The organism is Cognataquiflexum nitidum (assembly GCF_022538055.1).
GTDB classification, from domain to species: domain Bacteria; phylum Bacteroidota; class Bacteroidia; order Cytophagales; family Cyclobacteriaceae; genus Cognataquiflexum; species Cognataquiflexum nitidum.
In genome coordinates, this window is record NZ_JAKZAM010000052.1 from 1 (window position 1) to 20,892 (window position 20,892).

Annotated in this window: 15 protein-coding genes; 13 read left to right on the plus strand and 2 right to left on the minus strand. The window is 42.1% G+C overall.

All coding sequences use genetic code 11. The features are described 5' to 3' along the window. Nucleotides 1–485 precede the first annotated feature (485 nt). From MMU07_RS20890 to MMU07_RS20920, 7 genes are all read left to right on the plus strand, one after another. Nucleotides 486–1,796 carry an APC family permease gene (locus MMU07_RS20890; protein ID WP_241128552.1) on the plus strand — a complete coding sequence of 437 codons (1,311 nt, stop codon included), beginning with the start codon at nucleotides 486–488 and terminating at the stop codon, nucleotides 1,794–1,796. Between the two features lie 230 nt (nucleotides 1,797–2,026). Continuing rightward, nucleotides 2,027–3,670, plus strand: a complete 1,644-nt coding sequence (locus MMU07_RS20895) for an arylsulfatase (protein ID WP_241128553.1) — start codon at nucleotides 2,027–2,029, stop codon at nucleotides 3,668–3,670. A gap of 15 nt (nucleotides 3,671–3,685) precedes the next feature. Continuing rightward, nucleotides 3,686–4,123, plus strand: a complete 438-nt coding sequence (locus MMU07_RS20900) for a nuclear transport factor 2 family protein (protein ID WP_241128554.1) — start codon at nucleotides 3,686–3,688, stop codon at nucleotides 4,121–4,123. Between the two features lie 193 nt (nucleotides 4,124–4,316). Continuing rightward, nucleotides 4,317–4,544 carry a hypothetical protein gene (locus tag MMU07_RS20905; RefSeq protein WP_241128555.1) on the plus strand — a complete coding sequence of 76 codons (228 nt, stop codon included), beginning with the start codon at nucleotides 4,317–4,319 and terminating at the stop codon, nucleotides 4,542–4,544. An 85-nt stretch (nucleotides 4,545–4,629) separates the two neighbouring features. Continuing rightward, nucleotides 4,630–5,106: a (2Fe-2S)-binding protein gene (locus MMU07_RS20910; protein ID WP_241128556.1), complete on the plus strand. Its 477-nt coding sequence runs from the start codon at nucleotides 4,630–4,632 to the stop codon at nucleotides 5,104–5,106. A gap of 11 nt (nucleotides 5,107–5,117) precedes the next feature. After that, the gene (locus tag MMU07_RS20915) at nucleotides 5,118–7,343 is read left to right on the plus strand and encodes a xanthine dehydrogenase family protein molybdopterin-binding subunit (RefSeq protein WP_241128557.1); all 2,226 of its coding nucleotides are present in this window, start codon (nucleotides 5,118–5,120) and stop codon (nucleotides 7,341–7,343) included. A gap of 58 nt (nucleotides 7,344–7,401) precedes the next feature. Then, a complete protein-coding gene (locus tag MMU07_RS20920) occupies nucleotides 7,402–7,593 on the plus strand; it encodes a hypothetical protein (protein ID WP_241128558.1) in 192 nt (63 codons plus the stop codon). A 604-nt stretch (nucleotides 7,594–8,197) separates the two neighbouring features. On the opposite strand, the gene MMU07_RS20925 is transcribed toward MMU07_RS20920, so the two are convergent. Next, nucleotides 8,198–9,301 (minus strand): serine hydrolase domain-containing protein, encoded by a 1,104-nt coding sequence (locus MMU07_RS20925; RefSeq protein ID WP_241128559.1) that lies wholly within the window; start codon nucleotides 9,299–9,301, stop codon nucleotides 8,198–8,200. Nucleotides 9,302–9,459: 158 nt separating this feature from the next. Between MMU07_RS20925 and cysQ the strand changes: the two genes are divergently transcribed. The 5 genes from cysQ (at nucleotide 9,460) to MMU07_RS20950 (ending at nucleotide 17,699) form a co-directional block, all read left to right on the plus strand. After that, complete coding sequence (gene cysQ, locus MMU07_RS20930; protein WP_241128560.1) at nucleotides 9,460–10,242, plus strand: 3'(2'),5'-bisphosphate nucleotidase CysQ; 783 nt, start codon at nucleotides 9,460–9,462, stop codon at nucleotides 10,240–10,242. Nucleotides 10,243–10,471: 229 nt separating this feature from the next. Then, on the plus strand, nucleotides 10,472–10,996 hold the full coding sequence (locus MMU07_RS20935) for a nuclear transport factor 2 family protein (protein ID WP_241128561.1): 525 nt from the start codon (nucleotides 10,472–10,474) through the stop codon (nucleotides 10,994–10,996). 431 nt (nucleotides 10,997–11,427) lie between these two features. After that, a complete protein-coding gene (locus MMU07_RS20940; protein WP_241128562.1) occupies nucleotides 11,428–11,811 on the plus strand; it encodes a response regulator in 384 nt (127 codons plus the stop codon). 105 nt (nucleotides 11,812–11,916) lie between these two features. Next, nucleotides 11,917–15,501 (plus strand): ATP-binding protein, encoded by a 3,585-nt coding sequence (locus MMU07_RS20945; protein ID WP_241128563.1) that lies wholly within the window; start codon nucleotides 11,917–11,919, stop codon nucleotides 15,499–15,501. Beyond that, a complete protein-coding gene (locus MMU07_RS20950) occupies nucleotides 15,498–17,699 on the plus strand; it encodes an ATP-binding protein (RefSeq protein WP_241128564.1) in 2,202 nt (733 codons plus the stop codon). Before MMU07_RS20945 ends, MMU07_RS20950 begins: the two co-directional genes overlap by 4 nt. 141 nt (nucleotides 17,700–17,840) lie before the next feature. On the opposite strand, the gene MMU07_RS20955 is transcribed toward MMU07_RS20950, so the two are convergent. Then, entirely contained in the window at nucleotides 17,841–18,110 is a 270-nt protein-coding gene (locus tag MMU07_RS20955; RefSeq protein WP_241128565.1) for a hypothetical protein, read from the minus strand. 184 nt (nucleotides 18,111–18,294) lie between these two features. Between MMU07_RS20955 and MMU07_RS20960 the strand changes: the two genes are divergently transcribed. Next, the gene (locus MMU07_RS20960; RefSeq protein WP_241128566.1) at nucleotides 18,295–20,439 is read left to right on the plus strand and encodes a tetratricopeptide repeat-containing sensor histidine kinase; all 2,145 of its coding nucleotides are present in this window, start codon (nucleotides 18,295–18,297) and stop codon (nucleotides 20,437–20,439) included. The last annotated feature ends 453 nt before the right edge of the window (nucleotides 20,440–20,892 follow it).

Here is a 20,892-nt window from a genome sequence, read left to right on the forward strand (position 1 = left end):
TCGCAGCTTGATTCATCAGGAAAATTTTGCATGAATTGTAGTATGGTCATAATGTTTCATATTTTAGTACAAGAAACAACCACTATACTTCAACCACAAATTATTGACACTTATTGTCAAATTTTGTCACGTGCATTCATGCGGATACACATAAATTTTTTTACCTTTTCCACCATTGCGTCTAAAATTCCTGTTTTATTTCTACACGCAATGATGCCTGTAAAAGCTTTAACTCAAAATAATTCAAGGTTGGAGACTGACATATCCGGTACATCCCTGACCGACGACAGACGGGGGGCTTCCGACTTCTGTATTCCTTCCGCACTGAAGTAGATTTCCGGGTTCCTCGCAAAAAAGCTTTTATCCCTTAAAAATTTTTCCAAAATCAACAAAACCCATTCTTTACTCAACCAAATTGCATCTACTGGATTTCTGATTAAATTGAAAATCTGAAAATCCATATAAACTAAATTCTAGACATTTTTATGAGAATCACCCAAGAGGGATTAAAAAGAGAAGTTGGGGTGTGGGGGCTTTCGGCCAATATTGTCAATATCATTGTCGGGGCAGGGATTTTTGTTCTGCCGGCTATTGTTGCCGAGATCATGGGGACCCAAGCAGTGGTTGCCTACCTGTTTTGCGGTTTTTTGATTGCATTGGTCATGTTGTGCTTTGCCGAAGCGGGGAGTAAGGTGACCCACTCCGGCGGGGGATATGCTTACATCGAGACGGCCTTTGGGCCCTATCCCGGTTTCTTGGCCGCCGTATTTTTGCTGATGGGCAGTATATTCTCGGATGCGGCGGTGTCCAATGCCCTTGTTGAAATTTTGGGATTGGTATTTCCCATCTTCAAAAATCAATATGTCAGGGTTTTGACCCTGTTTGTGATTTTTGCAGGCTTGGCTACCCTCAATGTCGTCGGAGTCAAACAGGGAATCGGTTTGGTCAAAATCAATACCGTCGCCAAATTGATCCCGCTGCTATTGTTGGTGACGATTGGATGGAAGGACGTCCAATTGGCGAATTTATACTGGGAATCAGCACCGACTATCCAACAGTTTGGCGAGGCTTCGCTGATTTTGTTTTTTGCTTTTCAGGGAGGAGATGCCGGATTGACGATAGGAGGGGAAATCAAAAACCCCCAAAAGACGGTTCCAAGAGCAATTTTCATCGGAATCTCCTTTGTGCTTTTGCTTTATATCCTGATCCAATTGGTTTCTCAGGGAGTGTTGGGCAATGAATTGACCAACTTCAAAGAAGCTCCTTTGGCAGAAACTGCCCGGATTGTTTTTGGTCCTGTAGGATATACCCTTCTTTTTATTGGGGCTGGTATATCGATGTTTGGGATGCTTAGCGGTCAGATTCTGAATTTGCCGAGGGTGTTTTTTAGGTTGGCAGTGGATGGGGTCATCCCGATCACAAAGTTGGCTTCCATCCACCATAAATTCAAAACCCCTTATGTTTCGATTTTACTCTATGCAGGTCTTGGTTTCACCATAGCTTCCTTGGGGGGATTTAGGCAATTGGCCGTCATCGCCTCTGCAAGTATGTTATTGGTGTATTTTGGGGTGTCCCTTTCTGTGATTCAGCTTCGCAAAATAAAAGCAAGCGGTCCCGGGGAATTCAAGATACCATTTGGATATACCGTTCCGATTATCTCAGCAGGTATTATTCTGTATTTACTTTCCAACTTATCCGGACGGGAAATCCAAGGTATTTTGATCCTGATAGGGATTTTGACATTTCTTTATTTTCTGGGTAAAGCCTACCGCATGTGGAAAATGAATAAAGGTTAGATGGATAAATGAAATCAATCAAAAAACACTTATCTTATTTATTATTAACCAAATACTAACTTTGATTTGTCACATTTAAAAGAATTTAAACCTGATAGGTTTATTTGACAATTAAGGCATTAAAACCATAATTTGAGCCTGAAAAACCTGTCAGATTTGGAACCTCAAACATTTAATATATAAAGAAGGGTTTAACTAATCAGCATTACCTATTCTACTCTTTTGAAAATATGAACTATCAAATCAGACCAATTATCCTCAATGTATTTTTTGGAACCTTACTTTTTTCCTGCCAACAAGAAATTTCGCCACCTAAGCCTCCCAATATCCTTTTGATCGTCGCCGATGATCTGGGTTATGCAGATTTGGGCTCATTTGGTGGTGATATCGACACTCCCCATCTGGATGAACTAGCCAATCAAGGCATTCGCTTCAGTCGCTTTCACTCCTCTCCGCTTTGCGCTACGAGTCGGGCCATGTTCCTCACCGGAAATAACAATCATGTCGCCGGAATGGGTATACAGGGAAGAAGAGAGGACGTTGAAGGATATGAAGGATATCTCAGTGAAAGAATCATCACCATTCCGCAACTGCTCCAAACAAAGGGATATCACACCTATATGGCCGGAAAATGGCACCTAGGGGCCGAACCGGAGTATCATCCCGGTAACAAAGGTTTTGAAAAGTACTTTATCACACCCCAGGGAGGAGCCAATCATTACAATAATTTTGGAATCCTTCCCCAAGCTCCTGTTTCAAAATACTATGAAAATGGGACTGAAGCGGAATGGCCGGAAGGGGCGTATTCCACAGATTTTTACACCGACAAACTCATCGAATATATCGGAAGCAATGCCGAAGATGGTAAACCCTTTTTCACCTTTGCCGCTTACACTTCTCCCCATTGGCCGCTTCAGGTGGACGAAAAATATTGGAAAAAATACGAAGGCCGCTACGATGCAGGGTATGAGGAACTAAAGCGTCAACGCTTTGAAAGCCTTAAGGAGGCCGGTATGATTCCTGAAGATGCACTCCTGCCTCCTTCTCATCCAAATGTCAAAGCCTGGGATTCTCTTTCATCGGAGGAGCAAAAAATGGAAGCCCGAAAGATGGAACTTTATGCGGGAATGGTTGACAACTTGGACTACAATATCGGTCGGCTGATTCAATACCTTAAAGAAATCGGTGAATATGAAAATACACTGATCGTTTTCATGTCTGATAATGGGGCAGCCGCTGAGGATTTTTATTATGAAGATGGTTTTAAGAATCTCATTAGAGAAAACCATACTGATGCCTATGCCGATATGGGTAAACCCAACTCATTTATTTCCTACGGCCCCCAATGGGCAGAGGCGGGTTCTTCTCCCTTCAAATATTACAAGGGATTCACAACCGAAGGGGGAATGAATGTGCCCATGATTATCAGCGGTCCCGGAGTAGAAAACAAAGGAAGCATCAATGATTCCTTTTTGACTTTGCTGGATCTGGCACCTACTTTTTATGAAGTAGCGGATGCTGCCTATCCTGTAGAATGGAATGGTAAAGCAGTGAAACCTCTTCTCGGAGCTTCACTTTTATCGGTTTTGACAGGCAAAAAACAGGGGATTCATGCAGAAGATTACGTTTTTGGGATGGAGCTTAATGGCTATGCCCTGCTTAGAAAGGGGAATTGGAAGCTTTTAAATACTGAAAAACCTTTTGATCTGAAAAACTTCGAGCTCTATAATTTGGAAACTGACCTATCCGAACAACAAGATATGAAAGAAGCAAAGCCTGAAAAATACCAAGAGCTTCTGCTGGAATGGGACAAATTTTGTAAACAGGTTGGAATAGTTTCTCCTTCTCCGAAACAAGGGGAAGGAATCAAATAATAAATACAGATAACCATGAAAAAAACGATTTTTTCTCTGATAGGACTTTTGTTAGTCACTTTCTCTTTTGCCCAAGAGGATGAAGTAGCGCTGATTCTCGCACAGCGGGAAGCTTCCAATCAAGCACTTCGTGCTTTTGATGAGGGATTGAATGCTACCTTTTCAACTCCAGACGCCTTTATCACCACAGGGGCGGGTACACTTATAGCAGGAAATGCAGCTCTTGACGCTTATATCAAATCCCAAAAAGGTCCGAAAATGTATTGGATCCGAACTCCAGATGAAGTCATCGTCAATCCAAAAACCAATCTTGCCTGGGAAACGGGTGCTTGGAAAGGATATTATGAGGACTCAGAAAAAGCGGTAGTGGGAGGGAAGTACTCTGCCCAATGGACCAAAGCCTCGGGGACTTGGCTGATTCATTCACAGTTGTTTGTCACCCTCGAACAATAGAAACCTCATTGAAGAAAAACAATTCTCCGAAACCCATCAGGTTGATTACATCATAGGGGTAATCGGCTTTTTGAAAAAGAATAATTGGGATTCCTATTTCAAGGAGTACATTATACTGTTTTTGGCAATTTCGTTGGGATTTTAAATGGAGAAATAGAGGAAAGATTAGGTAGAAAACAAAATTGATGAAGTATTGGCTGTATCCATGTTGGAGGGTTTGAAACAAGACAATGCTGCCTTACAGGAATCGATTGGGTTTGCCAAAGGTAAAGACACCAGGATTCAAAATTTCCTAAAGATGCTCCGCAGTCCCGGAGAGTCTTGGGATACCCTTGCTTTTTACAAAAGTGTGAGGGAGGTTTTTACTATCTTCCCTTTCCCCCCACAGAAGGCACTTATTCCAAAAGAAATTCTCGGATAATGTGCAGCATTTCTAGCAAAGGCATCACAAGACCGATGATTTTAAATTAAATTTCGATATTGAAAAAAAATCAAAGCTCTGAATCATGATTAATTTGACGGTAAATGGAAAGGAATACACGGTAGATGCCTCTGAAGGGATACCTCTACTATGGGTGATACGCGAACAGTGTGGATTGACCGGGACCAAGTTTGGATGCGGCATTGCCCAATGTGGCGCTTGTACGGTTCACTTGGATGGCCAACCTGTCCGCTCTTGCGTCACTCCGGCGATTTCGGCAGAAGGGAAAAACATCACCACCGTTGAAGGAATTGCATTGGATAAAAATACCCTTCATATCGTGCAGCAAGCATGGATCGAAGAACAAACGCCACAATGCGGCTATTGCCAATCCGGACAAATCATGTCTGCGGTAGCCCTGTTGAATGAAAATCCCTCTCCAAGCGATGAGGAAATTGATGCCGCCATGTCCGGGAACATCTGTCGCTGCGGCATGTATGGACGCATCAAGTCTGCCATAAAACGTGCTTCAGCATCTCTTCAATCTTCTACCATATTCTAAATTGTATAGCTATGAAAAAATGGACTAGACGCGCATTTATCGGTGCAGGAATTTTGGCAGGAGGGACTTTGGTGATTGGAATAGCTATCCGTCCGGGAAACCGCTCCTCAAAAGTAGCCGGATTGATTGCTTCAGAGGGAGAAACAGTCATGAATGTTTGGCTCAAAATCGCTCCGGATAACACGGTCACGGCAATCATTCCACATGCCGAAATGGGGCAGGGCGTGCATACCGCCTTGGCGATGATGCTCGCTGATGAAATGGATGCGGCTTGGTCAAAAGTGAAGTTTCTGGAAGCTCCCGCTGATAAAGAATATGCCAACTTTGCTGTGGCCAAAGGCTTTATAGCAGGGAATGCCACGTTCCCAAAGTTTATAGATGAAACGATCGACGGGGTTTTCCTTACCGCCGTCAAATCCCTGAATTTTCAGATTACGGGAGGAAGCGCTTCGGTGAGATTTACCGGTCAGCAGGCCATGCGGATCGCAGGCGCTGCAGCCAAATCCATGCTGATGCAGGCCGCTGCAGATACCTGGAAGGTGCCGGTGGAGGAGCTTACCGCCAAAAACAGCATCATAAGTCATCCGAGCAGTAAGCGCAGTGCCACTTTTGCGGAGCTCGCGCCTGCAGCAGCCAAGGTCAAGATACCCACCCAACCAAAGCTAAAATCACCCGAAGAGTTTACCCTCATGGGGACTTCCCTGCCACGATTCGATATTCCGGCCAAGGTGACTGGAGAAGCTCAGTTTGGAATGGATGTGCAGGTACCCGGAATGAAATATGCCACGATCAAGGCTGCTCCGGTTTTTGGAAGTAAGGTAAAATCCGTAGACACTACTGTATCTCCAAGCCAATATGGAGTAAAAAAGATTTTAAACTTAGGAGATGCAGTGGCTATCATCGCTGAAGGCTATTGGCAAGCAAAAACTGCATTGGATGCACTTCCTATAGAATTTGAAACCACAGAAAACAGTGGACTGAATCAAGAAGGAATCATGGACAGCTATCGCAAAGCTATGGATGTGGATTTGGCAGAAGGAAATCTGGATACTCACTTCAAAGACGGAGACGCAGCAACTGCCTTGGAACAGGCAGCTATCCTTGTCGAGGCAGAATACCAACTCCCGTTTTTAGCCCACGCCACCATGGAACCAATGAACTGTACTGCATGGGTGCACGATGGAAAATGTGAGCTTTGGTGTGGAAGTCAAAACCCCCTTGGGGTCAGGGCCGCAGCGGCAGAACTCCTTGAAATAGATATCGATCAGGTAACTGTTCACAATCAACTCTTGGGAGGAGGCTTTGGAAGACGCGGTGAGACAGATGTGATGAAGCAGGCGATTTTGATCGCCAAGGAAGTGGACCACCCAGTCAAATTAATCTGGTCAAGAGAAGAAGATACACAGCACGATGTCTATCGGGAGGCGACTATCAGTAGGATGAAGGCGGGCTTGGATCAATCGGGACTTCCCATTGCCTATGCCCATCAGTTTATCTTCAAGCACCATCCCCCTGAGGCAGCGGATATTCCATATTCAATTCCCAATCAGTTGATTCAATATTCCAGCCCTGCCTCACATGTACCATGGGGCAATTGGCGAAGCGTGGACCATTCGACTCATGGTTTTTTGACAGAGTCCTTCATAGATGAAATGGCCCATGCTGCCAAGCAAGATCCTTTTGCATTTAGAAAAAAATTGATCAAGGATAAGCCAAGGTTTCAGCGTGTGTTAGACTTGGTTTACGAAAAGTCAAATTGGGGAACCCCCCTTCCTGCCAATTGGGGCAGAGGCATTGCCATTGCCCAATCTTTTGGATCTATTGTGGCTGAGGTAGCAGAAGTGGAAGTAACCTTCGAAGGAAAGGTGAAAGTGCATCGCGTGGTCTGTGCAGTTGATCCGGGCTTTGCCATTCACCCAAATGGATTCATTGCCCAAATGGAAAGTGGGATAATCTACGGCTTGGCGGCTGCCATGACCGGAGAAATTACCATCGAAAACGGTGCAGTGGCACAAGGTAACTTCCATAATTATCCCGTCACCCGAATGAATGAGGCGCCAAAAATCGAAACCCATATCATCAATTCCGGAAATCCTCCCGGTGGAGCCGGTGAACCAAGCACGCCGCTCATCGCCCCGGCCGTGACCAATGCCATCTTTGATGCAACAGGAATCCGGATTCGACAACTGCCTATTTCCAAAAACGATCTGCGTGCATCGATTCGTCCGACGACTTGAAAAAAATTTTTTGCATCAATAGGGTCAGTTTGTTTTATAAAACCCTAAAATTAGAACCATGGGACTATTTTGGGACCTTATCCAACAAAGCCAAATCTCTGACCAAAAAGGCAGGGCCGAGACCTTGGAAGCGAGAGTCGCTTTCTTAGAATATGAACTTCAGAAGACCAAATCTCTTTTGATAAGCACCTTAAAGATTCTAGAGGAGCAAAGTGGAAAAGACATTGATGGAGACGGAAAGATAGGATGAGGATCCACGGTATATTTTCAAGTCAATTGAATAAATAGATCCTGTACCTGAAGGCACAGAAATGCATATCATCAATATGTTTCTTCCGATATAAAGTCCCTAAAGGGACTAAACAAAAGAGGAAAGCAGATTTAAGTACTATCCTTATTTGATTTTCAATTGAAGGCTATAAGGATAATACGATGGTTGGATTGATTTGATATAGACCCGGTCCCTCCAGGGACAAAATTTAGGCATATAAATTAAACGATTAGCAAATGATCCCAGTCCCTTTAGGGACTGAATATGGGTAGCCTTTTAGGGACAAAATATGGGTAGAGAAAAATGAAAACCCGTGACCTTAGGCCTGCCCGTTTTGAAGATGATCTGGAAGAATTGTCCCTTTAGGGACTTGATATGGATTGATCAATTTAAGCTATTCCTATGAACAGGCAACCATGCACCGTAAAAGTCCAGATTAAGTTTACTTCAAACTCCTAAACATTATAATATAGGTAAAAAAAAACTGTGAAAATCTGCCAAGTCAGCATTATCCCGATGATCGGGACAGGTCCTGCGTGCTAATACAAACATAGTAATTGTAGGAAGTTCACCTCATTTCAATTCACCACTCCCTCAAAGCTTCCACAGCCCCCTTGATCAATTGGTCTTTGGACTCATGGGCATTATTGTTCAAAAGAATCAGGGTTTTGTTTTGGTCAATAAACCTCATGATCAGGGTTTTGTATCCAGGGTTATCGCCGGTATGCGAAACGATTTTTCCAAAATAGGCATCCTGACTAAGGTCCCAACCGAAGCCATAGTTGCTCATTGTACAGTCATTCAATACTTGTGGAGAAAATGCAGATTTCAAGGTATTGTCACTTACCAATGTGCCACTGTACAGTGCCTGATCCCAAATCAACAAATCCTGTGCTGTGCTGCTGATCCTTCCCGGGCCTTTTCTTTTGCCTAACCAAACAGTGTAATCTGACTCATGGAATTTGTTGGTATTTACATAATTCCCCTTTTTATCCTTGAGATGTCCTGCGGCAAAGTTGCTGACCATGGCTTTTTCCTCTAAGGTTCTGATATCAGTGTTTGTCATTTCCAAAGGTCTAAAGATCCACTCTCTTGAAAGTTCGATAAAGTCCTTACCTGTCACTTTTTCTACAATGCTCGCGAGAAAAACGTAGGCAGTATTGCTATATTCATATTTTTCACCTGGCTTTGTGAGCATTGGAGGATGGTATTTACGCAGGTATTCCAATATAGCTTCATTTCCTGCTACTTTACTTTTATCCCAGTGCTTATCCATGACAGCCTGATAATCAGGAAGACCATTGGTATGTGAAAGCAGTTCCTTGATGGTTATCCCTTTGTACGGGATATCGAGGTACTTCTCAGCATAATCGTTATAATCCAAAAGTCCTTTTTCGGCACACATCATCACCATCATAGCAGTAAACTGCTTGGATACTGAAGCCATTTCGAATACATCTGTATGCACCAATGGGATTTTTTGTTCATAAGAACGGTATCCCGCAGCTTTTTCAAAAACAATCTTACCCTCTACTGCCAATAACAATACTCCTGAAAAACCTTTGGCTTCAGCAGCTGCAAAGGCTTTTTCAACTTCCGAAACTTGGGCAAAAACCGAATGTCCATACAATATGGAATAAACATGCAAAAACAGCGAGAGAACAAGCTTGATAGGTTGAAATTTCATGGTTTAGAGTCTTTTAAATTAACTTTCTACTAGAAAATTGATTGATCAAAATAAGAATAAAACATTAAAAACAAATGAAGTCGCGGTAAAGGGTAAATTTTTTGATAGGAAAGCCATTATTTGTTATTACTTTAAAACTGTAAGAAAAATTTTCATCAATGACTCTATCAAAAATCTCTCTTCCAGAATTGACCGAATTGGCAAAAACAGCAGCAAGGAAAGCAGGTGAGAGGATTTTGGGAATTTATAAATCAGAGGATTTAGGATTGACATTAAAGGAGGACCAATCCCCCCTGACTTTGGCGGATCAGGCGGCGCATGATGAAATCATTCTTCATTTGGAACAAGCAGGTTTGCCGATATTGTCTGAAGAGGGAAGTTCTATACCCTATGAAATCAGAAAAGATTGGGAATATTTTTGGTTGGTAGACCCATTGGACGGAACCAAGGAATTTGTAAAAAGGAACGGGGAATTTACAGTCAATATCGCTTTGATCCATCAAAGGACACCTGTCATGGGCGTAGTTTATGCCCCGGTTTTGGATTGGATGTATTGGGGATGTCAGGATTCGGGTTCTTGGAAGCAGGAAGGAACAGAAGAACTGATAAAAATGAAAGCGTTGACTGATGCGACCATCAATACCATCGTGGCAAGCCGTTCGCATATGAATTCGGAAACAACCGAATTTATCTCCAAATACCCCCAAGCCAGGGTCGTCAGTATGGGTTCCTCACTGAAGTTTATGCTAGTAGCAGAAGATAAAGCACAACTTTATCCCCGGTTTGGACCTACTATGGAGTGGGACACCGCAGCGGCACATGCTATTGTTAATGCAATGGGAGGGAAGGTGTTGACTTTGGATGGACTGAGTCCCTTGACTTACAACAAGGAAAATTTACTGAATCCAAATTTTTTGGTAAGGGGTTGTGGGGTGCATTGAATCCGATTTTCCCCTTTTGACCCTGAGGTCAATCTTTAAATTACTAATAAACTGACTTTTTATTTAAGGATTTGATTTATAATCATTTAAAGCCTGAAAAATATTACATCACATTGGGACAATAATGCCTTACGTTTGTCCCTGATTGGTTTCAAAAACATTTTTCAATTGGTTAATTAGGGGAAGGAGTCAAGGGTGGCTCTAATCATTTAACCTAATCTATATTTTTATGAAAAATTTAAAAGTAACATTGGCTTTGGTTTTGTTTTTAATGTGCTTGCCTTTCTTATCAAATGCTCAGGGACCTGTGACAACATTGGAATTCCAGAATGCGGCAAAAGCCTTGGAGGTGGTTCAGAAATACACCAAAGCACTTCAGGACGGTGATGTTGCAGCCATGAATGCCCAACTTGCCCCCGGAGCGATGATCTACGGATTGGGAGGCGGCTTGGATTCTCTCACTGTGACTCAACATAGGGAATATTATACCAATAGCACCAACCAATACAAACACACACTTTCAGGAGAACTTTATTTGCCTGTCAAAGTCACCAACAACTGGAATGAGGGGGAATGGGTATTGTCATGGGGAACCAACACCGTTCAGGACAAAAAAACCGGTAAAACCATTCCTGTTCCATATCATACTGCCGGAAGGGTAGAGAATGGTAAGATTGTATTTTTGCGATATTGGTATGACATGTGGAATATCATGGAAACTCAGGGTTTTGAGGTAAAGCCTCCTTCCAACTAAAATACTGTTAATTATATTTTTTGAGTTTCAAAGGCATTTGGGAAGTTTTTCCAAGTGCCATTTTTTTTATCTTTTTACTTGAAAACCTGCATTTCGAAAATTTTGAAACAAAAGCCCTCATATTTCTCTCGGGAATTTTTTGGATACTTTGGGACAATAAAACCACCTGTTTGTCCCAATCTGGTTTAGATTTCCTGTGTATTTTTTAATTTGAGATATGCCGAATTTCCTTTTGGAGAAAAGATTTAATCATTTTCTATGAAAATTTGGCTGTATTCCGTATTGGCAATAAAATATTTTAAGTATTGGGTTTTTAAAGGTAAAAATTTCGATAAAAAAAGTTATTGAAATAAAAGTGATCTTTCTCTCCCAATCCTAGAAAAATGTAATGAAAATAAGTTATCAATATTTAAATTAAATCAAATATGGCAATGAAATTTTTAATCGTAGATGACGAAAAAGATGTTGAATTCTTATTCAGACAGAAGCTTCGCAAGGAAGTCCGAGAAGGTTTGATGGATCTTGAATTCGCCTTTTCAGGCAAGCAGGCACTCGAACTTTTAAGAAGCCATCAACCCCCTGAGGTGATGTATATTTTTTCGGATATCAATATGCCGGGTATGACAGGTCTCGAGCTTTTAGAAAAAGTCAAGTCAGAATTTCCTCAAATACAAGTGAGTATGATATCCGCTTATGGAGACAGCGAAAACCACGAAAGGGCCATGAATTCCGGAGCAAAAGAGTTTTTTACCAAACCCATAGATTTTGATTCTCTCAAGGCAGAATTACAGGAGATTCTGTCAGGTGCCAAGTAAAAAAATACAGTATGATAAAAATTACTTAAATATTTAACATGATTCGGTTTTTCCTTTCTCTGACCATCCTAGAATGGATTGATAAGTATTACCCAAAAAGCCAATATGAAGAAATACCAGAAGAACCGGGAATTTGGAGCATTGAACGTGTATAAATTGTACTGGGAAAGCTATTTGGGCGGAGACCTTGAGGCTTTTTCTTTACATATCGATGAAGATTTTGAAATGATTGGAACCTCCGAATCCGAAGTTTGCCATTGCAAGGATGACGGAATAGTATTTTTTAAAGCCCAGATGCATGAAATCGTGGGAAAGACAGAAATGAGAAACAGGAACATTTCCGCAAAACCATTGAATGGCATGTTTCTGATAAATGAAATTTGCGATGTTTATATTTTTGGGATTCCGGAATGGACTTTTTACTCCAAATTAAGAATATCTACAATTCTTCATGAAACCGATTCAGGCTGGAAAGTAATACAGCAGCATGGTTCCCTTCCTGACATACGTGTGCAGGAAGGGGAGACCATTGCTTTTGACAAAATCACTAAAGAAAACCTAGAACTCCGAGATGCGGTAAAGCGCCGCACAGTCGAACTTGAACACAAAAACAGGGAATTGGCCATTGAGGCTGCATTGGAAAAAATCCGCTCCTGCTCCCTTTCAATGCAAAAAACCGATGACCTACGAGACGTTGTGAAGATTCTCTTTGAACAAATGCAAGGGTTGAGTGTGAATATGGGTTTTGCAACAGTAAGCATTTTTATTTTCGATGAAGGTTCACGAAATATCACACAGTGGATACCCGTACAGAATGGGGTATCATCTCTAAAAGTACCCTTTTTTAACCACCCAATTTCCTCAGATCTGTTTGTAGCAAAGGAAAAGGGGGAAGATTTTTTCACAAAAACCTATACGCTGGAGGAAAAGAATAGCTGGTTAGAAATAGGTTTTGAACAGACTGATTACAAGGATCTTCCCGAAGAATTTAAATCCTCTCTTTTCAAAGCCCCAAGCTATGCCATGGCTATTACCCTGGCAAAAAATTCGGGCATCTGTATTCCCAGTTTTGTAGGTGAACTTCCTTATCCTGAAGATATTCAAATAATGAAACGGGTGGGAAAAGTTTTTGAGCAGGCTTATATCCGCTTTCTTGACCTCCAAAAAGCCGAAGCGCAGGCGAGAGAAGCGCAGATTGAAGCCGCACTCGAAAGGGTCAGGGCTCAGACCATGGCCATGCACAGCAGCGAGGACGTGGGAAAAAGTGTTGTCAAGATGTTCTCCGAACTCACGGCCTTAGGGGTAGATGAAGGCACCCGATTTGGTATCGGTATACTGAACCATGAGAATGAAAACAACCAACTTTGGACGGCCCGAAAAAATGGAGATGAAGTCAACATGCATATCGGTAACATCGATATGGCCTCGCACCCTTTGCTGAAAAGTGCCCGTAAGGCTTGGAAAGAGCAGATTCCCATCCACCGTTATGTATTGGAAGGCGAAGATTTGTTGGATTATTACCAAATGCTCAATAATGCCCCTGATTATAAAATTCAGATACCGTTAGAAAAATTACCCAAAAAAGAAATCCAACACTGTTTCATTTTCGAGCATGGATTTTTTTATGCATTCAGTCCCCGAGAATTCCAACCCGAATTAATTCAAATTACCAAGCGGTTCAGTTCTCTGTTTGAACAAACCTACAGACGTTATTTGGATTTGGTAAGAGCAGAAACTCAGGCAAGGGAAGCCCAAATTGAAGCCGCACTGGAAAAAGTCCGTTCCCGCTCTCTCGCCATGCAAAGTCCCGATGAGTTGAATGAAGTGGCCCGACTGCTCAGGGAAGAAATGGGGGCATTGGGCGTGGAGGAATTGGAAACCAGTTCGATCTACATTCAGGATGAAAGCAGCAGTACGGCACAGTGTTGGTTTACCATAAAAAATCCGGATAACCCTGATAAAGCAATTACCGACCAAATGACCCTCGACCTTCAGGACACTCGGGTGGGGCGAAAGATGTATGAATTTGTCCACTCCAAAGCAAAACAAACTTCCATCCTGATGCAGGGTGAGGAAAGGATAGAATGGATCCGATATTGTGAAGAAAAATCCGACCTGTTTGGAACTAGTAATTTTTATGGAGAGACTATTCCCGATCGCACTTATCATTTGTACAAATTTTCTAACGGCTATATCGGTGCCGCTGCTCCCGGGGAGATTTCCTCGGAAAGCTGGGACCTTTTGAAAAGGGCCACGGCCGTATTTTCATTTGCTTACACCCGTTTCAGGGATTTACAGATGGCCCAATCCAGTGCCAGGGCCGCCATGCGACAGGCTTCTTTGGATCGGGTCCGAGCAGATATTTCATCCATGCGCAATGCTGATGACCTGGACAGAATTACCCCGCTTGTATTCAATGAATTGACCACCTTAGGCATTCCCTTTATCCGATGCGGGGTATTTATTGTGCATGAGAATAGGAGTAACGTGGAAATTTACCTCTCCACGCACGAAGGAAAGTCATTGGCAGTCATGACACTTCCCTTTACTGCCAATGAAATGACCTCCAAGTCAGTAGAGGCTTGGAGAAATGGAGAAGTCTATATCCAACATTGGAATCAAACCGATTTCATCAATTGGGGTAAATCAATGAAGGAACAAGGATATGTCAAAGACCTCAAAACTTACCAAGGTACTGAAGCTGCACCGGAGTCACTCCACTTGCACTTTGTACCTTTTGCCCAGGGATTACTGTATGTAGGCTCAACCATAAGTCTGTCCGATGAGCAGATTGATCTGGTAAAAGCATTGGCAAAGTCATTTGCCATAGCCTACGCGAGATATGAGGATTTCGTAAAACTGGAAAAGGCCAAAGCCGAAGTAGAATCGGCGATGAGCGAACTCAAGGCCACCCAATCCCAGCTCGTACAGCAGGAGAAACTCGCATCACTTGGCCAACTTACCGCAGGCATCGCCCACGAGATCAAGAACCCGCTGAATTTTGTCAATAACTTCTCGGAGGTGTCGGTGGAGATGATTGAGGAAGCATTGGAAGAATTCGAGAAGCGAGAAGCGAGAGACGAGACATTGATTCGGGAAAATCTGGAAGATATCAAATCAAACCTTCAAAAAGTCCATCAGCATGGTTCACGGGCCAATGGCATAGTGACTTCCATGCTGCAGCATTCCAGGGAAGGAACCGGCAAAAAGGAACCAACTGACTTAAATGCCCTGATCAAGGAATATGTCAACCTGAGTTTTCACGGAATGCGGGCCGGAAAAAATCCCATCGATGTGGAAATCATCCTTGACTTGGACCCAGAGGTAAAAGAAGTACCCCTAATCAAAGAAGACTTTACCAGGGTAATCATCAACCTATGCAACAATGCCTTTGATGCGATGAAGTCCGTAAAGACGCTGCATGCTGCGTCTCTAAGTATACGCACCAAAAAGCAGGGAGATACAATTATCATCGAAGTCTCCGACAACGGCCCCGGCATCCCCGACGACATCAAGGATAAAATCCTGCAGCCTTTCTTCACCACCAAAAAGGGAACAGAAGGAACCGGGCTTGGGCTGAGTATTACGCATGATATCGTGAAGGCGCATGGAGGGGGATTGAGCATTGAAAGTAAATTCGGGCAAGGAGCTACTTTCATAATTTCACTACCTAAAATCGGTATTCTATGAAAAGACTTTTGATTTTTCTTTTGGTTATTCATGTCTTTGCAATTTACAGTTTTGCTCAAAGGGGAACGGTAGTACTATCGTCAGACATGTTCAAATCTCATCAAAGGATATTTTTAGCGCCTTTGGAAGGATGGATTTTCAGACAAGGAAATGACCCCAATTGGGCAGATCCAAACTTGGATACCAATGGATGGGAAACTATGAATCCTACAGCCCTAAACCCAAAGATGGAAGATGAAAATGGAAGGTTGGAAGGCTGGTTTCGGATCAGGATCAAGGTAAATGAGTCACTTGAAAATATACCATTGGCAATCTCTAGGGAACTTTGGGCTGCAACGGATGTGTACCTTGATGGAAAATTGGTCCATTCCTTTGGAGACACGGGCAATCCCTATCAGGCATTTAATCCCATCCTCAAGTATCCGATTCCAATTGATCTTGAAGTCGGAAAAGAGCATCTTCTTGCTCTTCATTTTGTGGATCATGAGAGCACCTTTACCCAAAGAGAAATCAGACTGAAACCCAAAAACCTTCAGAATTTCATCAGCCTTACTGGACCGGAATACGGAGTTTGGGTAACACGAAACGTCAAGCTGACCCACATTTATGTTACCCTTTGCATTGCAGTTTCCTTCCTGCTTTTTTTCCTCTATTGGTTTTTGGTTTATCTCAATCGCGATCAGACCATTTTTCGCATTGTTGCATGGTATACCACAGCGGTACTGATTGGGTCAGTGGTGTTTTTTGGAAATACTTTCTTTGAAATCACCTATAGTCTAGAGAAGGTGAGGTTTTTGATTTTTATAACCTTTCAGGGTGTTATGACCCTTTTCGGACTTTTTATTCTAGAATGGGTCCTAACACAAAAAGTCTCAAAATACTCATGGGGCATACTTGCCATTTTGCTGATCCTAAATATCCCGGCACATATTTTTTCAATTTCCCAACCCTTTGCCATTGCCTTTGTCTTTATGCTTTGGCACTTCGGTAGAAAGTTGTTTGCGCACCGCAACGAAATCACCGGTGCCAAATGGGCAATAGTAGCGGCCGTATTGGTACCGACTGCAGCCATCATTGTACAAATCATTCTTCATGGATATTCGCTCGACCTTTACAACGAATATGACAAACTGCTCCTCTCCCTACATATCCTTAGCCCTCCTCTATTTTACCTTGCCTATATTTCCGTCCGTTTCAAGGAGACGCTGCGGGCAGTTCGGGAGGAAAGCCAAAAACTTCTACAAGTCACAGAAGAGAAAAGAGAAATATTGGCCAACCAGAATATTGTCTTGGAGAAACAAGTAGCAATAAGAACTGAAGAGCTTAAACAATCTCTTGAAAACCTAAAAACAACCCAATCCCAGCTCATCCAATCCGAGAAAATGGCTAGCCTTGGTGAACTCACCGCCGGCATTGCCCACGAAATTCAGAATCCTTTGAATTTTGTAAATAATTTTTCGGAGGTGAGTGCGGAGCTTGTGGAAGAGATCCGAGAAGCGAGAAACGAGAGGCGAGAGACAAGACCAAGTACAGAGGAGGACGAAATTGAGGATGAGATTCTGGAGGATATCAAGCAGAATCTCCAAAAAATCAACCACCATGGCAAGCGGGCAGATGCGATTGTGAAAGGGATGTTGGAACACAGTAGGACAAGTTCGGGAGAGAAAGCCCCGACTGACATCAATGATTTGGCGGATGAATATTTGAGGTTGTCCTATCATGGATTAAGGGCCAAAGACAAATCATTCAGTGCTGATTATAAAACGGATTTTAAACCCAATCTCCCCAAAGTCAGTGTGGTGCCACAGGATATCGGCCGGGTGTTGTTGAACCTGATCAACAATGCCTTTCAGGCCTGTGCGGAACGGAAGGGACAACTTTCCCAAAGTTCGAATCCCGATGGCTATCGGGAGGAAAGTTTTCAGCCCTTGGTTTCTCTTTCCACCAAAAAACTTGGAGATAAAATCGAAATATCGATAAAAGACAACGGTCCCGGCATTCCTGACTCCATCAAATCCAAAATCTTCCAACCTTTCTTTACGACCAAACCTACTGGGCAGGGGACTGGATTGGGGTTGTCCTTATCTTATGATATCGTGAAGGCGCATGGAGGGGAATTGAGGGTGGAGACTAATTCTGGAGGAGGTCTACCTGCAGGAAAAACATTTACAGAATTTACCATCATATTGCCTTTGTGATGGGATCAGGGATTAATTAAATCAGGATGAAAAAAACAAGAAAGAGATATTGCAGACATCAAAAGACAAACCCTGAGCTAGGTATGGAGAACATACCAAGCTCAGAATTTGGGAAATTTCTGAAAGAAAGAAATTACAGGATTACCTTCTTGTTCGCGCAGGATCTACTCTTGTTCTTGCGGGATCTACGGCCTGGGTTCTTGCAGGGTCCACGATGCGTTGGATCAAATCTTCATTTCCCTGATCGAGGTTATCTGAGGAGCTTTGCCCATCGGTCCCATCATCGTCTCCTGATGGTACGAGATTATCCTGATCTTCGGAAGGTGAATCATCCATTTTCACAATTGAACCCAATTCAAAGGTGAAAAATAATAAACAAGTATTTTCATTCGTAAAGTAGTTTCTTTTCATGATTTTGAAATTAAAGTACAAAATATATGTATTAAAGGTAGTTTTTAAAGTTAAAAATCCAAATTTAATTACATAGAAATCAAATTCTTATCACTTCAGTTAGCCAGATAAAAACTTAAATACATTCATGAAAACCCTAAATGGACCATATAATAATAAGCTTTGGAGGATAATAATTTCCTTAATGTGTTGTTTAGTTTTTTCCATAAGATTTGGTCAGGGGCAGACCATCGAAAACCTCAAAGCTGATCTTGAGAAACTTTCCCAAAAAGCCGGATATGCCAATGATACACTTTACCTCAACAAAGCCAATGACCTTGGTTTTATGCTTGCAGAAAGTAATCCTGACAGTGCGTTTGTCTTCCTCGACAAACAGATTGAGATGTGTCAAAAAGCCGATTATAAAAAAGGCGAATCAGATGCCCTGAAAATATACGGAAATGCACTACAGAATAAAGGGGAATTTGCTGCTTCCATCGATTATTACAAAAGATCCCTTGCCATTGCCCAAGACATGCCTGATGACAGGTTGATTCCGGGGATATTGAATAATATCGGATTGGTCTATTTTAATCTCGGCAATTATGCAGAGGCTTTGGGTAATTTTTTTGAAGCGATAAAAGGGGCCGAACAAACGGGGAATTTAAATGTAGAGGCCGCGGCATTGAACAACATTGCCATGATCTATTTTGAGCAGGGAAAGTTAGAGGAAGCTAAAACCAAATATCAGGAGATGCTGGTTATTTACCGGAAAATGGGCAATCAGGGGAGAATGATTCTCGCTTATAACAATCTTGGCGATGTAGAACTCAAGCAAAACAAACCTTTGGAAGCCCTTGATCATCTCAAAGTAGGCCATACTTCGGCATTGGCTTTGCAAAGTCCTGAATTTATAGAGATGACCGCACGGACCTTGGCGGATATTTATGTGGCGTTGGACAGTACTGATAAGGCAGAAAATCTTTACCGGCAATCCATTGCCATCGCAAAGGAAAAAGGCTATGGAGTTCCTTATTCACACTCCTTGGTAGGATTGGCGGAATTGTATTTTGGCAAAGGAAACTACCAAGAAGCGCGCCTCTATGCCAATGAAGGAATGGAACAAGCCAATAAAATGAAGCAGGCCATGCAACAGCGAAATGCGCATGAACTTTTGGCCAAAATCAATGAAAGGCAAGGTGATTTCGAGGAGGCTTTGGCTAATTATAAGCTATTCAAGCAATATAATGACAGCATCAATAATGCCCAAGGACAGCGGTTAGCCGCCACTTTGGAAGCTGAATATGAATTTTCGAAAAAAACTCTCGAATTTGAAAAGGCAAGCCTGCGTCAGTGGTGGCTTATTTTTTCAGCATTTATCGGATTGTTTACTTTTTTGATCATTCTTTTTATTGTCTATAGAAATAGAAATAAACTGAACAAAGCATACCTAGCCCTGAAAGAAAAAAATGTTGAAATAGAAAGTAAAAACGAAAAACTTGAAAATGCACTTGACCAATTGAGGTCTACCCAACTTCAACTTATCCAATCGGAAAAAATGGCCAGTCTTGGAGAACTCACTGCAGGTATCGCTCATGAAATTCAGAATCCGCTCAATTTTGTTAACAATTTTAGTGAGGTAAGTGCTGAATTGATGCAGGAATTAAAAGGTGAGAGGTCAAAACTGGCAGCTGAGAGAAATGAAACCATGGAGGAGGAAATCATTGGAGATGTTATTCAAAACCTAGAAAGAATCCACCAACATGGCAAGCGAGCTGATGCTATTGTCAAAGGCATGCTGGAACATAGCAGGTCCAGAAAAGGAGAGAAAATTTTGACTGACATCAATGCATTGACTAGTGAATCTCTTCGTCTCTCATATCATGGATTTTTGGCTAAAGAAAAGAATTTGAACGGTATTCCAATGCCAATCGAAAGGGAGACAGATTTCGATCCAAATTTACCAAAGTTAAAAGTGATTCCTCAAGACTTGTCCAGGGTTTTGATCAATATCATCAATAATGCCTTTCAGGCGATCTCCAATTCTGATTTCATATCCGATAGCTACCGGGATTATAATTCTGAATCAAAACCCTTAGTAACTGTCTCCACCAAAAATCTTGGAGATAAAATCGAAATAACAATAAACGATAATGGACCGGGTATCCCTGAAGCTATTAAGGACAAAATTTTTCAACCATTTTTCACCACCAAGCCCGCAGGCTCGGGAACGGGGCTGGGATTGTCGCTAAGCTATGACATAGTAATTGCGCATGGAGGAACTTTGAATGTAAAATCCAAAATAGGGGAAGGAAGTACGTTTGTTATCCAACTGCCCAAAAACCTATAATTAAAAGGAAACTAAAAATGGTTGGTTTGCATATACTTGAGTATTATTTTTTTGGAAATCCGCAATGTTGCACGTTGGGCTATAGGAGGTTGTATAGAATGCGGATACTCATCCAAAGACTATAGTACACTGTCCACTGGTGTTTTATGACTCCTCCAACAAATTATTATCTGGCTATGTCCAAGAAAGCGGATACACATATTTGTTTCCTTATCCCTACATTTATCACTCTTGACAGTGTAGAATTTTTTCTAAGGACGAAACCCCTTTGATCTCGCGATATCGGTTCACCGAGCTTGCCGAGGTGGAGAAAAATGATATTTGGCTACTAGTAAAAAAGCGGATAATCACATATTTCTTTTTGTTTAAGTAAAATGTAACTACTCAGGTTCTATTTAATTAACCGGAATTCAAGTTTTTTAATTGGTAACTGCTTTTGGGTTTAGCCTGTGT